The organism is Candidatus Caldatribacterium sp. SIUC1, from assembly GCF_051549785.1.
Classification (GTDB): Bacteria; Atribacterota; Atribacteria; order Atribacterales; family Caldatribacteriaceae; genus Caldatribacterium.
In genome coordinates, this window is record NZ_CP189974.1 from 582,892 (window position 1) to 597,154 (window position 14,263).

Annotated in this window: 14 protein-coding genes; 7 read left to right on the forward strand and 7 right to left on the reverse strand. The window is 58.2% G+C overall.

All coding sequences use genetic code 11. The features are described 5' to 3' along the window. The first annotated feature begins 27 nt into the window (after positions 1-27). From ACP6EK_RS02965 to ACP6EK_RS02990, 6 genes are read left to right on the forward strand one after another with little or no spacing between them, the layout of a single operon-like run. On the forward strand, positions 28-1,287 hold the full coding sequence (locus ACP6EK_RS02965) for a hypothetical protein (protein WP_438317673.1): 1,260 nt from the start codon (positions 28-30) through the stop codon (positions 1,285-1,287). Then, entirely contained in the window at positions 1,284-2,960 is a 1,677-nt protein-coding gene (locus ACP6EK_RS02970) for a glycosyltransferase family 39 protein (protein ID WP_438317675.1), read from the forward strand. Before ACP6EK_RS02965 ends, ACP6EK_RS02970 begins: the two co-directional genes overlap by 4 nt. 1 nt (position 2,961) lies before the next feature. Next, positions 2,962-3,930: a glycosyltransferase family 2 protein gene (locus tag ACP6EK_RS02975; protein WP_438317678.1), complete on the forward strand. Its 969-nt coding sequence runs from the start codon at positions 2,962-2,964 to the stop codon at positions 3,928-3,930. Further along, positions 3,902-4,306: a GtrA family protein gene (locus ACP6EK_RS02980; protein ID WP_438317681.1), complete on the forward strand. Its 405-nt coding sequence runs from the start codon at positions 3,902-3,904 to the stop codon at positions 4,304-4,306. The genes ACP6EK_RS02975 and ACP6EK_RS02980 overlap by 29 nt, the downstream gene beginning before the upstream one ends. Beyond that, positions 4,303-4,755: a tRNA adenosine(34) deaminase TadA gene (tadA, locus tag ACP6EK_RS02985; protein ID WP_438317683.1), complete on the forward strand. Its 453-nt coding sequence runs from the start codon at positions 4,303-4,305 to the stop codon at positions 4,753-4,755. Before ACP6EK_RS02980 ends, tadA begins: the two co-directional genes overlap by 4 nt. A gap of 30 nt (positions 4,756-4,785) precedes the next feature. After that, positions 4,786-5,541: an SDR family NAD(P)-dependent oxidoreductase gene (locus ACP6EK_RS02990; RefSeq protein ID WP_438317686.1), complete on the forward strand. Its 756-nt coding sequence runs from the start codon at positions 4,786-4,788 to the stop codon at positions 5,539-5,541. Here the strand turns inward: ACP6EK_RS02990 and ACP6EK_RS02995 are convergent. The 3 genes from ACP6EK_RS02995 to ACP6EK_RS03005 form a co-directional block, all read right to left on the reverse strand. Further along, positions 5,493-5,726, reverse strand: coding sequence for a chloride channel protein (locus ACP6EK_RS02995; RefSeq protein ID WP_438317689.1), 234 nt, complete (start codon positions 5,724-5,726; stop codon positions 5,493-5,495). The two genes, ACP6EK_RS02990 and ACP6EK_RS02995, sit on opposite strands and share 49 nt — an antisense overlap. After that, on the reverse strand, positions 5,723-5,989 hold the full coding sequence (locus ACP6EK_RS03000; protein WP_438317692.1) for a hypothetical protein: 267 nt from the start codon (positions 5,987-5,989) through the stop codon (positions 5,723-5,725). Before ACP6EK_RS03000 ends, ACP6EK_RS02995 begins: the two co-directional genes overlap by 4 nt. A gap of 266 nt (positions 5,990-6,255) precedes the next feature. Next, positions 6,256-6,405 (reverse strand): tryptophan-rich sensory protein, encoded by a 150-nt coding sequence (locus ACP6EK_RS03005; protein ID WP_438317695.1) that lies wholly within the window; start codon positions 6,403-6,405, stop codon positions 6,256-6,258. A 210-nt stretch (positions 6,406-6,615) separates the two neighbouring features. Here ACP6EK_RS03005 and ACP6EK_RS03010 point away from each other — a divergent pair, with 210 nt between their 5' ends. Next, positions 6,616-9,210 (forward strand): methyl-accepting chemotaxis protein, encoded by a 2,595-nt coding sequence (locus tag ACP6EK_RS03010; RefSeq protein WP_438317698.1) that lies wholly within the window; start codon positions 6,616-6,618, stop codon positions 9,208-9,210. A gap of 44 nt (positions 9,211-9,254) precedes the next feature. Here the strand turns inward: ACP6EK_RS03010 and ppcA are convergent, their stop codons facing one another. The 4 genes from ppcA to pelF form a co-directional block, all read right to left on the reverse strand. Continuing rightward, complete coding sequence (gene ppcA, locus ACP6EK_RS03015; protein WP_438317700.1) at positions 9,255-10,739, reverse strand: phosphoenolpyruvate carboxylase; 1,485 nt, start codon at positions 10,737-10,739, stop codon at positions 9,255-9,257. A 109-nt stretch (positions 10,740-10,848) separates the two neighbouring features. Beyond that, positions 10,849-11,547 carry an endo alpha-1,4 polygalactosaminidase gene (locus ACP6EK_RS03020; RefSeq protein ID WP_438317703.1) on the reverse strand — a complete coding sequence of 233 codons (699 nt, stop codon included), beginning with the start codon at positions 11,545-11,547 and terminating at the stop codon, positions 10,849-10,851. Next, positions 11,528-12,808 (reverse strand): hypothetical protein, encoded by a 1,281-nt coding sequence (locus tag ACP6EK_RS03025; protein WP_438317705.1) that lies wholly within the window; start codon positions 12,806-12,808, stop codon positions 11,528-11,530. The genes ACP6EK_RS03020 and ACP6EK_RS03025 overlap by 20 nt, the downstream gene beginning before the upstream one ends. Continuing rightward, entirely contained in the window at positions 12,805-14,229 is a 1,425-nt protein-coding gene (gene pelF / locus ACP6EK_RS03030) for a GT4 family glycosyltransferase PelF (RefSeq protein ID WP_438317708.1), read from the reverse strand. Before pelF ends, ACP6EK_RS03025 begins: the two co-directional genes overlap by 4 nt. Between the last annotated feature and the right edge of the window lie 34 nt (positions 14,230-14,263).

Genomic DNA, 14,263 nt, shown 5'->3' on the forward strand with positions numbered 1-14,263 from the left:
CGGGCCTGGTATAATGGTGGCAGAGGTTTGCTGGGGGTTGAGAAGTTGCCTCAGGAGGCATCTGAGAAACTCTCGAGTTTCGGGGATTTTCGGCTTTCGGGATCCCTCTGGGTGGTGCTGTGTGTTGCCCTGGCCCTGAGGTTGCTCTTTGCCTTTACGGTCTTTGGGTTTCCCCCGGATATTGCCTGCTTTGAGGGATGGGCAAAGCAGGCAGCAGAAGTCGGGCTTTCCCGCTTCTACTTCGGGGAGATGTTCGCCGACTATCCCCCGGGGTACATCTATGTCCTCTTTCTCCTCGGCCACCTGAAGAGACTCCTCCGTCTTCGGGATTTCTCCCCTCCCTCCCTTGTCCTCCTGAAGCTCCCCGCCATTTTGGCGGATCTCACCCTGGCCGTTCTCCTCTTTACCCTGGCCAGGAAACGCCTGGGAGGGCCCCGGGCGGAGTTCCTCTTCACCGTCTTTGCCCTGAACCCGGCTGTAGGCCTCGATTCAGCCCTGTGGGGACAGGTGGATGCCGTCTTCGTCCTCCCCCTTCTTCTCGGAGTACTTTTTCTGCTTGAGCAGAGCATTGAGCTTTCGGCGGTTTTCTTCGCCCTGGCCCTCCTCATAAAGCCCCAGACCCTCATTTTCTCCCCGCTGTGGCTTTGGGCTTTTCTCAAGCGGAGGAGCCTGGCCGTTGTCTTCCGGAGCGTGCTCCTCGGCCTTGGGGTTTTTGTACTCCTCTCGCTTCCCTTTTCGCTTCCCCGGGTTCTTGGAATCTACCGGGGTGCGGTGGGGTCGTACCAGTACGCCACCCTCAACGCCTTCAACCTCTTTGCCCTCCTTGGGGGCAACTGGGTGCCGGATACCCAGAAAGTCCTTTTCCTCTCCTTCCGGGAATGGGGGTACGTGGCGGTGGGGGCGATTGTGGTACTGTCGGCGTTTCTCTTTTTCTGGGAGAAAACGGAGGAGCGTTTCCCCATGGTGGCGCTTTTCCTTGCCTTTGCAACTTTTCTCTTTGTGCACCGGATGCACGAGCGGTACCTCTTCCCGGCTTTAGTCTTTGCGCCCCTCTGGTACGTTTTCCGGCCGCACAGAGAGGTTCTCATCCTCTTCTTTGGCCTGAGCGCCACGTTTTTTGTGAACGTCGGCCTCATCCTCCTTTACGGCTTTTTCGGGACGTACCACTTCCCCCGTACTGACTGGCGGCTTCTTCTCGTTTCCGGGGCAAATCTTGCCCTCTTTGCCTTTTTCCTCTTTCTGGTGTTCCGAAAAACTCCCGGGAAAGGAGCGACCCAGACCCCATGACGAGGAAAACCCTTTTCTTCCTCTTTGCGCTTTCTCTTTTCTCGCTGTTTGTTTCCCTGTACCGCCTCGGTTCTCGGGATGTCCCGAAGACTTTCTGGGAGCCTCAGAGGGTGGGTGAGACCGTTCTTGTTGATCTGGGGGAGACCCGCAACGTGGGACGCATCTCGTGCTTTTTCGGTCTTCCCCGGGAGAGCACATACCGCATCGAGTACTCCGAGGACGGGGTGACCTGGAGGAAGGGGCCAGAGATGAAACCCGACTGGGTCTTCCGGTGGGAACACGTTGATGGCCCTTTTTCTGGCCGGTACTTTAGAATCGTCGTGGAGCAACCCCGGGGGATGCTCGGGGAGATGGCCTTCTTTGAGGCAGGAAGTTCCCGTCCCCTCCCCATTGCCTCGGTGACCGCCCTTTCTGCTTCAGAAGGGTACGAGCGCCTGTTCGACGAGCAGGCTATCGCCCAGTACGAGCGTTCATACCTCACCGGGACGTACTTTGACGAGATTTACCATGCCCGCACGGCCTTTGAGCACCTGCACCGCCTCCCCCCGTATGAGTGGACCCATCCACCCCTGGGGAAACTCATCATCGCCCTGGGGGTGGCCCTTTTTGGGATGAACCCCTTTGGGTGGCGCGTCATGGGGGTGGTCTTTGGGGCGCTCCTTGTCCCCGTGGTGTTCTTCCTAGCCCGCCTCTTCGTGGAGGAACGGTACGCCCTCTTTGCCTCGGCCCTTTTTGCCTTTGACTTCATGCGCTTTGTGCAGGCCCGGATTGCCACTATTGACACCTATGTGGTCTTTTTCGTGCTCCTTGCCTTCCTCTTTCTCTTCCGGTACTTTCTCCACGGTGCCGAGGACCGGGAGGGATTGCGGCTGCTTTTCCTCTCGGGGCTTTTCTTCGGTCTTGGGGCGGCGACGAAGTGGACGGCTGTGTACGCCGGCCTCGGGATGGCGGTGCTCTTTGTCGTCCATCACGGGCTTCGCGCAAGGAAAAACCCTCTCCACGGAAGGCACTTCCTGCGACGGGTCTTCCCCTTTGCGATGCTCTTTTTCCTCTTCATCCCCGCCTGCCTGTACTTCCTCTCCTACATCCCGTACCTTCTCGTTCCAGGGCATTCCTTGCGGGATATTTTCCGTTACCAGCTCTCCATGTACCGCTACCACCACGACCTCAAGGCAACACACCCCTTCGCCTCCCCCTTCTGGGAGTGGCCGGTCATGGCCCGGCCCATCTGGCTCTACAAGGGGGAAGGACTTCCGAAGGGGTACATCTCAAGCATCGTGTCCTTTGGCAATCCAGCCCTCTGGTGGATTGGAGGGATTACGGTCCTTTTCGCCCTTGTGACGCCGGCATTCCTGAAAAGGCGAGGAGTTTTCTGGATCCTTGTGGCCTTCTTTTCGCAGTATGTTCCCTGGATGCTTGTCCCCCGCATCACCTTCATTTACCATTACTATGGATGCGTGCCCTTTCTGGCGGTGCTCCTTGGAGTGTTCTTCGCCTGGCTGGAGGAGGACAACCCCAGAGCCAGGATATGGCGGTGGGTGCTCCTTGGTGGTGCGGTGGTGCTTTTTGCCCTTTTCTATCCCATTCTCTCGGGTTTGCCCGTGAGCAGAGCGTATGTGGCCCGGTTCCTGCGCTGGTTCCCCAGCTGGACCTTTTTCTCGGGAGGGGAGTAGGATGGCAGGTGTTCGCTTCTCCGTCGTTATCCCGGTCTTCAACGAGGAGGAGGTATTGCCGGAGACGTACCGTCGCCTCACAGGGGTCATGGAAGGGCTCTCCGAACCCTATGAACTCGTCTTCGTGAACGATGGGAGCAGGGACAGAAGTCCCGAAATCCTCGATGACCTTGCCCGGAAGGACCCCCGGGTGCGGGTCATCCACTTCTCCCGGAACTTCGGCCATCAGGCGGCCATCACCGCCGGGATGGACTACGCCCGGGGAGAGGCGGTGATCGTCATCGACGCCGACCTCCAGGATCCTCCGGAGGTCATCCCGGAGATGGTGGCGAAATGGCGGGAAGGGTACGAGGTCGTCTACGGAAAGCGGGCAAAGCGGGAAGGGGAGACCTTCTTCAAGCGCTTCACCGCTTCCTTCTTCTACCGTTTCCTCCGCGCCGTGACCGATATCGACATCCCCCTGGACACGGGAGACTTCCGTCTTGTGGACCGGAAAGTGGTCGAGGTCATGAGGCTTCTGCGGGAGAAGAACCGCTTCATCCGGGGTCTGGTCGCCTGGGCCGGCTTTCGCCAGACGGCTTTAGAGTACGTCCGGCACAGGCGCTTTGCGGGGACGACGAAGTACCCGCTCCGGAAGATGCTGAAGCTCGCCTGGGACGGCATCACGGCCTTCTCCAACAAACCCCTGAAGGTCGCCGCCTACCTCGGTTTTGCCCTGTCCTTTTTGAGTTTTGTGTACCTTCTCGTCATCGTTGTGACGAAACTCCTGGGGAAGAGCACCGTCCCCGGGTGGGCTTCTTTGGCCGTCATCAACCTCTTCTTCAGTGGGGTTATCCTCATCATTCTCGGGATCATGGGGGAGTACATCGGGCGGATTTACGACGAGGCCAAGAACCGCCCCCTCTACGTTGTGGACCGCACCAGGGGGTTCGACAAAACGCATGAAGAGCCTCCGCACGATTCTCGCTGATGCCTGGCAGTTTGGGAAGTTCAGCATCGTGGGAGTCCTCAACACCGCCATCGATTTCGGGGTGTTCATGGTCCTCCACGGGAAAATGGGCCTCTGGTACCCGGTGAGCCAGGTGATTTCCTACTCCTGCGGGATGACGAATAGCTACCTCCTGAACAAGTTCTGGACCTTCAAAAGCCGAAGACGTGTGCATTTCACCGAGGTGGCGAAATTCGTCCTTGTGAACCTCGCCGCTTTAGGTATTGCCCTGGGGCTTCTTGCCCTTTTTCGGGGGAAGTACGCTTTTGGACCGGCGGAGAGCAAGGTCCTGGCCACTTTGGGGTCGCTTTCCGTGAATTTTCTGGGGAACAGGCTCTGGGTCTTTCGGGAAGGATGACGCAGGATGAGCGCTTCATGCGCCTTGCCCTGAAGGAGGCGGAGCGGGCCTTTTTGGAGGATGAGGTCCCCGTGGGGGCCTGCATCGTGCGGGAGGGCGTGGTCGTGGCCCTGGGGCACAACCGGAGGGAGGGGACCGATGACGTCACGGCCCATGCAGAAATCGAGGCCATCCGGAAGGCCCAGAGGGTCCTCGGGGACTGGCGCCTGGAAGGCTGTACTCTGTACGTGACGCTTGAGCCCTGCCTCATGTGTGCCGGGGCCATCATCCAGGCCCGCGTTGCCCGGCTGGTCTTCGGTGCCTGGGACCCCAAGGGCGGGGTGGCGGGGAGCGTCCTCAATGTCTTTGTCCCCGGCCTTTTCCCGCACAGCGTCTCTGTAACCGGTGGCGTGTGCGCGGAGGAGTGCGGTGCCCTCCTTCGGAGGTATTTCCAGGGAAAGCGGAAGTAAGGGGAGGTTTTTCGGAGGGGAGAGGAGTATATGGCCGGTGTTTCAGGACACGTGGCGCTGGTGACCGGTGGGAGCCGGGGAATCGGCAGGGCCGTTTCGGTTTTCCTTGCCCGGGAAGGGGCAAAGGTGGCGGTGAACTACCACCGTCACCGCGAGGCGGCCGAAGAGGTGGTGGCGGAAATCCAGAAAAGCGGGGGAGTGGCCAAAGCCTTCCAGGCCGATGTGCAGAACGCTCAGGCAGTGGAAGCGATGGTGGAGGCCGTCGCCAGGACTCTGGGGGCTCCGGATATCCTTGTGGCCAACGCCGGTATAGGAGACCCGGACTACCGGGGGGCCTGGAACCTGAAGGAAGAGGACTGGGACCGGATGATTGCCGTAAACCTCAAGGGGGTGTACCTTGCGGTCCGGGCAGTGCTGCCCTTCATGGTGGAGAAACGATGGGGGAGGATTGTGGCCATCGCCTCCACCTCTGGCCTTACGGGAGGGACCTCGGGCATCCACTATGCCGCCTCAAAAGGTGGGGTCATCGCTTTATGCAAGGCCTTGGCCCGGGAATGCGCCCCCCTCGGCATAACGGTGAACGTCGTTGCCCCAAGTAAAATCGACACCGACCTCCTGCGCTCGGTCACTCAGGAAGAGCACATCCCCAGGCTCCTTGCGCAGATTCCGGTGGGGAGGCTGGGGCGCCCCGAGGACATCGCCCGGGCGGTGCTCTTTTTCGCCGCCGAGGAGGCCGATTACCTCACCGGCCAGGTCCTCGTGGTCTCCGGGGGATATGGTTCGTAGCGGTGTGGAGAAGCCTTTTCAGGAGGGTATCGTAGATCGGCCTCGTCCTGAGGGGTTAAAGGTTCCGAGGGCCCCTCTCTCCCCAGAGAAAGACCACCGAAGGCACCGAGGATGCCACCCGCGAACTTCACAAGAAGAATCCGCCACCACACGGCCTGGAGTTTCCCTGAAAGTACGCCTTTCACGTAGGGAATGCCGCTTCCTGCAGCCAGGGTTCAAAGCGCACCAGGTACCCCACCACCCATCCGAGGAATCCCAAAAACGCCAGCCATGCCAGGGCAAGGAGTACGCTCTCCCGGGCGAGGGTGAGAACTTGCTCGCTTACGCTCGAGGCCTGCCCAAGGAGGTACCGATAAAGAACCGTGACCATTCCTGCCACAAAACCCAAAGGCGCCCCTTCTCCAAGGCGGGCGATGTGCCTTATAGGGAACAGAGAAGATGTGCGCATTGTTCATCACCTGCCTGGAAAAAGCCCACGGAGCTGATATTATACCTGAAAGCCCGGGAAAGGGGAGCGGACGAATCGTACAAGCTTTTGAACCCTTCCTCCATCTCCCTGCAATCTCAATCCTGCATGCTGCATCCAGAACACGTGAAAGGAGTTCCGGTATGGCCCTGGCTGGGCCACCCCCTGGAGCCTACGAGAGTGCTGTCCGGGAGCCTCCCTCCCCTCTCCAGAAAAGCCGGAAGCAACACTCTCCTTTTTGTCCTGGGTCAGTTCAGCCTCAGGATGGCGGCGTTGAGGAGGGTCGCCAGGGAAACCCATCCAAGGTAGGGAAGAAGAAGGTACGAGCCCACAGGAGACACCCTGGAAAAGAGCAGTACGTTCCCAAGGATGAGCGCCCAGAGGATTAGGATATCCACCAGGGCTCAAGCGGGATTGCGCAGGCCGCGCAAGAAGGACCAGAGGACGTTTGCGGCAAGCTGCACAAACGACAACTTTCCCTTTCAGGCGAGCAACATGCCCTGGAGGATTGTACCACAAGGGCGGGGTTTCTGAGTCTCTTGGGTAGAAGAAAGCCGCCAGCGTTTCTGGTAATATACCCCCAGAGTCCAGCATGGGGGGTGTGGAAGGTGTACATAAGAACAAAAGTACGTTCCGGTTTTGTCCTGCTTGCTCTCCTTGCGGCTTCTTTGGGGGTAGTGGCCGTTGTCGTTTTTGGCCGTCTTTCTTCTTCTTTCTCCACTGTGCAGGAATCCTTTCCCCTTGTTTTCGCCGTTTCTCGCCTTAAGGACCTCATCGCCCAAAATGAGAGCCTTGTGGCTGCCTACCTTGCCGGAAGAGACGAGGCGTTGCTTGAGGAGTGGGAGTCGGGATTTGCCGAACTCCATGACCGTTTCCTGAGTTACTTTGAAGCCTTCCGCCTGGGAAGCGACACCGAGGCCTTTCAGAGCTCTCCGTATGCTGCCGTATGGGAGAAAGAGGGATTCCCCTACAGGATTCAGGCTCTGCCTGAGGGAAGCGCACTCTCTGCCCGGCTTGAGAGCCTTAAGGCTACGTACCTTGACTATGAGGAGAAAACAGGCGCGGTCCGGGCAATTCACCGGAGGTACCTTGCGCTTTCCCGGGAGCGGAACGAAAAGGCCGTGGCCATGGACGAACCCTCAAGGGTCATGTTGAACTTCACGAAACTCGTGGACGACTCCATGAAAAAAGTCGCCAAGCCGGCGAACGACACCTTTTTCTTCATGCTCCGCTACCTCGCCAACTCCAACCCCCAGGGGGAACTCCCGGGGTTCATCGATTTTTCTCTGGGGAGCTTCAGGGAGAGCGTGAACGCTTCCACGGTGCTTTCGGAGGCAACCAAGAAAGCTCTCCTTGAGCGGGTTCAGGATTTCCAGGAGAAGTGGAACGCGCTTTTCCAGACCCCCCTTGCCGCAGGGCAGGAGAGGGAGGAAAAGTTCGTCGAGGCATACCGCTCTTTCAACGCTCTGAGCGCCTTTCTCGATAAGCTCCGTCTGGGCCAGATGGTTGAGCGGCTCAACACCCTCAATCAGGAGCGGAAGAACTACCTCTTGCTTCAGGGAGAACGACGGGAGGAGGCCCGGAAGCTGGTGGAGGACCATCTTGAGGCCTTCCGGAAGTTTCTTGAAGAGGATTTCCCCAAGACCTACAGCGTCCTGACCACTCAGAGCCTCATCAACGAGCACTGGAAGCCCTTCGTGGAGGGATGGAAGGAGACGGTGGCCAGAACCGAGGAGCTGGATGACCTGGAAAGGCGAAGCGTCGAAGCCCTTCAGGCCATGCAGTCGTCCCGGGAGTCTCTGCGGGACGCCATAGAGGCGCTGAACCAGGAGGTCCTGAACCTTTTTGGTGCCTCTCTTGAGACCGTTACGAATCTCAACAGGAATTTCTCCCGGGTTCTTCTGGGGATAGCTGTCGTCGTGGTGGTTCTGGGTGTAGTGCTCGGCCTGTTGCTCTCAGGAAGCATCACCAAACCCCTTGCCGAAGCCCTGGCCTTTGCGGCAACCCTCGAGCAGGGAGACCTGACCCGGGAAGTCGGTGAAAAGAGAAGGGATGAACTGGGAGACCTGCTTTCTTCTCTCACCCAGGCCTCTTCCGCTTTGCGGGGATTCCTGCGGGACGTCGCCCACGCCGCTTCGGCCATCATGGAGCAGATGGGTCGTCTGGAACACACCTCCCGGGAGATCGCCGAAACCGGTGACCAGATTGCCCAGACCATCGCCCAGGTGGCCAAGGGCTCAGAGGAGCAGAGCCAGAACCTCATCACGGTCTCCCAGAGGATGGAGGGGCTTTTGGCGGAGATGCGGGTGATGGGGGAGAAGCTCGTCCTCCAGGTGGAGAGAGCAGCCAAGACCTTAGAAGAGGTGGAACGGATTGAGGCCCAGATTCAAGAGGTGGGGGAGAACCTCAGGGAGGTGGAGAGCGCAGCTTCCCGGGCCTTCTTAGCCACCGAGAACGGAGAGCGGACCCTCGCCGAGGTGGTGCAGGCCATTGGGCACATCGAGGCCTCGGTGCTCTCGGTGGGGAAAGTGGTGGAGAAGCTCGGGGCAAGCTCCAGGGAAATCGGGAGCATCACCGACCTCATCACCGGGATCGCCGAAGAAACGAACCTCCTGGCTTTGAACGCGGCGATTGAAGCCGCTCGAGCAGGAGAAGCCGGACGAGGCTTTGCCGTGGTGGCCGAAGAGGTGCGCAAGCTCGCCGAGGAATCGGCTCAGGCTGCCCAGAAGATCGCCGCCCTCATCGCGGAAGTGCAGAGAGAGGCCGAGCAGGCCGTGCGCTCCATGGGGGAGAGCAGGGGGCAGGTGGAGGAGGGCAACAAGGCCGTGGAGAGAGCCCGGATGGCCTTTGCGGAGATCCACAGGGCCAACGAGGTGGTGACGGAAGAGGCGAAGCGCATCACAAGTTCTTTCCAGAAGGTGGAGGAGGCTGCCCGGAGCATTGCCCAGCTCTCCGAGGAGGTCACGGTCATCTCCCGGGAGAACGAGGAGCGGACGAGAAAGGTCATCCGCATGGCCGAAGAGGTCCACGAGAGCTTAAGCCACGTGGCCTCTATCTCCGAGGAGAATGCCGCTGCCGCGGAGGAGGTTGCCGCTTCCTCCGAGGAGCAGAACGCGGCTCTCCAGGAAGCCCACGGAGCCGTCCAGGAGGTTGTGGCCTTAGCCCGGAGGCTTGAGGAGAACCTGGGACGGTTCAGGATTTGACGTTCTGCAGCGGGCCACAGGTTTCCTTGTGGCCCGCTGTGACCTTACCCCAGGAATCTCCGCAGAAGCCCCGCCTCAACGATGAGCTCGGGAAGCACCCCGTAGTTCTGGTTTTTCACCGCCCTGATAACCCGGGTGGTCACCTCTTTGTGGTCCTGGTCTTCCTCGACAGAGAGATCCATGGTGCTTGCAAGGTCCAGCGCCTTGAGGATGCTTTCCTTTGCCTCCTCAGGGAGAATCTCGAAGACTCTGGCGTTGAAGTACCGGAGGGCAAGTGCAAGGTCTCCCCGGAGGTTTCTGTAGATGCTCTCTATAGTCCGGAGCTCCTGGGAAGACAGTACTCCAAGACCGAGGATTTCCGGGGGAAGCCCCATGGAGTAGCAGGCAGAGCAGAAACCAATGGCCCTGGGAAGGGAGACCTTTCCGATTCGCCTCGAGTACCCAAAAAGCCCGATGTGGAGCTTTCTCATGCGCCGTCTGGGGACGTACCTTGCAAGGAGGTTGATGGTTTCTGCCAGCCCTTCGACGGTCCTCTGGTACTCCAGCGACGTCTTCCTGATGACCTCGAGGGCAAAGTCCTCCTCGAAGTCCTCGAGAGGGCGACGAACGAAGGCCTTGATCTTCTTTATAGCCGCAATGGCTTCCTCGGTAGGGTTATCGTACTTGAAGGCCGACTGCACCGTAAAGGTCTCTACCGAGGGGTACTCGGAGAGGACGTGGTCAACGGTTGCGGGAGAGAGGTTTCCCCGGAAAGGAGGGGAGCCCGCACCGAGAATGGGGTAGATATCCCTTTCTATGCGGTATGAAAGCCTCTCGAGCCTTTTCAGGGCTATTTTGTTGGCTAAAACCGCGGCCACCATGCCGTAGTTCAGCGCAGGGTCAGACCGGGCCAGAAAGACCCGCAGGTAACCCTCGTCCTTGTCTTTCAGGTACTCCTTCACGATTTCGTCGGCCCGCAGCATAGTGGGGATGTCTTCAAAAAGAGGGATGACGTGGATTTTTTCAGGCAGAAACTCCCCCACCCACTCCGCCACGGTGATGGACCCGGGGTAAATCGGCTGGTGCTGTTTTCCTTGGATGAAGTTCCGGTAGAAGTAGTAAACCTGGTTGAGCTCTTCAGCCGAGGTGGTCATGGGGAGAATCACCTCGAAGATGGGGGCTGGGGCATCTCCTCCTTCAAAAAGCCGTGCGGCGTCCATGGAGCGGGGAATGCTCTCCAATGCCTCAACGAGGATTTTGGCCTCTTCCTTTTCTACGGAGGGGTTGGGGAGGCGAAGAGTCAGGAAGACTTCCTTGCCCAGGCGCTTTTTCCGGAAGAAGTGCGGGTATTTGGTGAGGAGCTTCTTCACTACGAAGTCGTCCACTTCTTTTCCTTCGCTGTCCCACATCTGCTCATCGCACCCAAGGTGAGAGAAGGCGTAGTACGCCTCGAGAATCTCGTCCTCCCCGGACATGTCGGGGGTTTCAGCGAAAAAGGGAAGCGAGGCGTTGTCCGGGTGCTGGGTGGACATGACCTTGGGGATTTTCATCGCTTTTGCACTCCCGGCTTTCCCAGTTTAGGCTTAACCATAGCAGCAGGGGGTGTTTCTGTCAAGACGGTGGAAAGCTGGTTTCTTCTGCGGTCCCTGCGGGGCGGATTCAGGAGAGGAACGTCAGGTGTTTATCGCTGACCACGGGATAGAGACCGAGATTCCTGGCTCTTTGACGGGCAAAGGCCCGGAGTTCCTCGCTGTCTGCGTAATCGAGGGCAAAGAGCTCTTTCCCAAAGGTTTTGAGGTAATAAGCGATGATGTCGTTTTGCCGCAGGCGGTCCTCGGGGAGACGGGCGTACCGTGGCGAGTGGGTGGTGGAGAAGGATTCGAAAAGGATGCCATTGACGTACTGCGCCAGCTCCGGGAGAAGGGCAAAGCCTCTGTTGGCTAAAATATAGGCTTTTTTGGCCTCGTTCCGTATTCTTTTCACTAAGTACAGGGCACCTTCCCTTGATACCTCTGCAGCGGTATCGAGGGTATCCAGGAATAAGCCCAGAAACCCCTTTGCCAGAGCAGAACGGGTTTTTTCAAGAAGACGCGCAACCCACTCGGGGTGGTGTGGGTCTACCCAGAAACTTCCCCATTCTGAGCGCTTTCCCGGAATATGCCACGGGGCATCGGTTCCTGGGTCTTCGCCCACGCTCAGGTAAGCAAGAGGGGACACTCCTCCGTTTTTGAGGAAGCGGAGTTCTTCCTCCATGTAGTGGTCAGGCTGAAGAACGGCCTTCTCGTAGCGAAGGAGTTCTTCAAGGCGATCGAAACCGTAGTAAAGGATGAGTTTCTCCTTACAGGAACCAGAGACCATAGCCCAGGGGTTGACGGAGTTTCAAAAAAAGACACGAAAGAGATATCCCCATCGCAGCCACACTTGCCGGAATTGCCAGTGGCTCAAAGATGGCAATCGTTGCACCGGCAACAAACAGCACCATGGCAGGCCTCTTCTGTTCTCCCAGAGAAAAGAGGAACACTCCAGATCCGGTGATTACGGCCCAGAAATTAGAGAGAAGAAAGGGGACGTATGCGGAGAAGGAAAGAAGGTATAGCCCAAGACTTACGGCAAGGGGAAGGAACAGGATGGCTATGCACAGGAGCAGAACAGGTCTTATCCCGGAGAAAAGGGTGGCAAAGCTTGTATTGCCCCATAAAGACCGGTTCAAGGCTATGCCAAAACGGTGGAGTGCAAAGTCGAAGAGGAAGAGCCAGGCCACGAGGAACACCATGATTTGCCAGAGGATTTCGAAAGAGAGACGGTGGAGGGCTCCGTAGAGGAAGAGCCCCTGGCCCAGCCCGTAAAGGAGGGGATACAGAGCTCTGGGCCACGAATGGAAAAGCCATTGCCAGCCGTTTCGGCATGAACGCGCAAGGAATTTCCCCATAGAGAAAAGGCCTGCGGAGAGAAGGCTTATCCTCTCCAGCCCAAGGTACACCCCAAGAAAGGCTGCAATGGCGGAGAGCACTATCGTTCTTACTTGCCCGTCCCAGAAGGCTCTTATAGTGCCAACCCAGAAGACGCTTCCTGAGAAGGTATCCCAGGGGTTGGGACTCATGAAGGACAGCACAGCAGCAACGCTAAGACCAAGAAGAGCTATGCTGGTTTTTGCTTCCACAGTTCTTGGCGGTGCAAGTTCTGCCTCGGCCCGGTAAACCAGGAAATACCCCATCTGCCCCCAGGCCAGAAGCCATATGGCCACCGGCCATCCCATGCCTCCTCCCCGGAGGTGGAAGAAGAGGATAGCCGAGAAGGTAGACAGAACCACCAGGTACCTTATGGCCAGCTGTCTTGCAGTCTGCAGGGGAGGTATTCCCCTGGGAATAGGGGGAAAGTCCCGGGGGACCAGGGCGTAGAGTTTTTCCGCAAGCTGAAAGACACCCTCCAGACCGAATTCTTTCTGTACGCGGTAACGATTGTATCCCATGGCCTCAAGGTGTACAGCAATTTCGTATGGGTCGATGGCAGAGGTGCAGAGGTCTTTGGTTTTCAGGTAAAGGGCAAGCAAAGAGTCTTCAGGTTCTTCGTCGTTCCGGATGGGTTCTCCTACAGAGCGAAAAAGACCAGGGGCACTCATGTCGATTCGTCCCTCTGTCGCTGCCCTGACTCACAGAACGTATTGTACACCTTCTGGTAACTTTCCACCATGTTCTCCAGAGTATATTTTTGGATAACCCTCTCCCGTCCAAGAGCCCCAAGCTCGAGGCAAAGCCTGGGGTCCGACAGGAGTTCGGCAAGTGCCTCTCCCAGGGCTTCCGGGTTTGAGGGTGGGACTACTCTTCCCGAATCGGCTATGATTTCAGACACTGCTCCGGTTCGTGTTCCCACGACCGGTCGCCCTACGGCCAGACTTTCTAAGACAACATAGGGAAAGCCTTCTGAAACGCTGGATAGAACGGTTACCCAGCCGGTGTGGTAAGCCCGGTAGACTGGGCTTATCGGTCCTTCGAAGGTCACCGTCTTCCCAAGGCCAAGCGCTTCGACTCTTTTGCGGACTTCCTGGGCGTAGGCTTCGTTTCCCCGGGGCACCGGGCCAAAGAGGCGAAGTCGAGCATGGGGAAGGGCTTTGTGGACAGAGGCAAAGGCCTGGACAAGGGTGAGGAGATCTTTCAGAGGGTCGATGCGGCCAACCCACACAGCAGTTGGAGGATTCTCGAGGTGCTGTGGAGCAGGAGGAAACTTAGCAGGGTCTATGCCGTTGGGAATCACCACTGTTTTTTCAGGCTTTGCACCCAGCTCTACTTGCCAGTAACGGTTGAATTCACTCACTGAGGTGCACAGGGAGGCCTCATGGTATATGAGACGGGCCAGGCCCTTGAAAAAAAGCGAGAAGAACAACGAGAGCGCTGGAGGGAGATTCAGAGCAAAAAGGGCGAAATAGCGTTCCCTGAGGTAGACGCCGTGCTCGGTCAGCACGAGGGGAATCCGGTAGTGCCGGGACGCCAGCCAGGCAGGAATGGCCCCTAATCCGTTCACCGTTGTGTGGGCTATGTCTATGGCAGGGGGAATCTGGAGTAGATTCACAAGCATTCCCCGAAGCTGCCCCAGAATCAGAAGGCGCTCGGCAAGCACCGGGGTTCGGCCCAGAACATTCGTGAACCTCCTCCGTAGTATTTCGTCAGCTTCCTTTGAAAGGAATGCGTTGGATAAGGAAGAGGTTTTTCCGCCGGCTTTGGCAAGCCCATAGAGCCCTTCTCCAAAAGACGCAAGGTCTCCCTCGAGGAACCCCAAGAGGAGCTCCAGTTTTTCGATGAGCAGTGGTTGCCGGACCATGGTGAGGGGAAAGCTTTCCTGAGAAAAGAGCTGCACAACCATCACTTTTTCCACGTTACGAGGAAGAGGCGGGATTTTTGGTATTTGCTGGGGACCCCAGAGGGCAAGAACGATGAATCGGGCCCTGAGCCTTTTCAGAAGCTCCTGGGCCCAGGAAGTGACGCCACCAGGGGCAAAGGGGTATGTTCCCTCGGTAGTCAGGAGCACCAAGGGGTGGGGGGACACAGCTTGGAAGACCCTCCTTCTTGCCTTGAAGGCT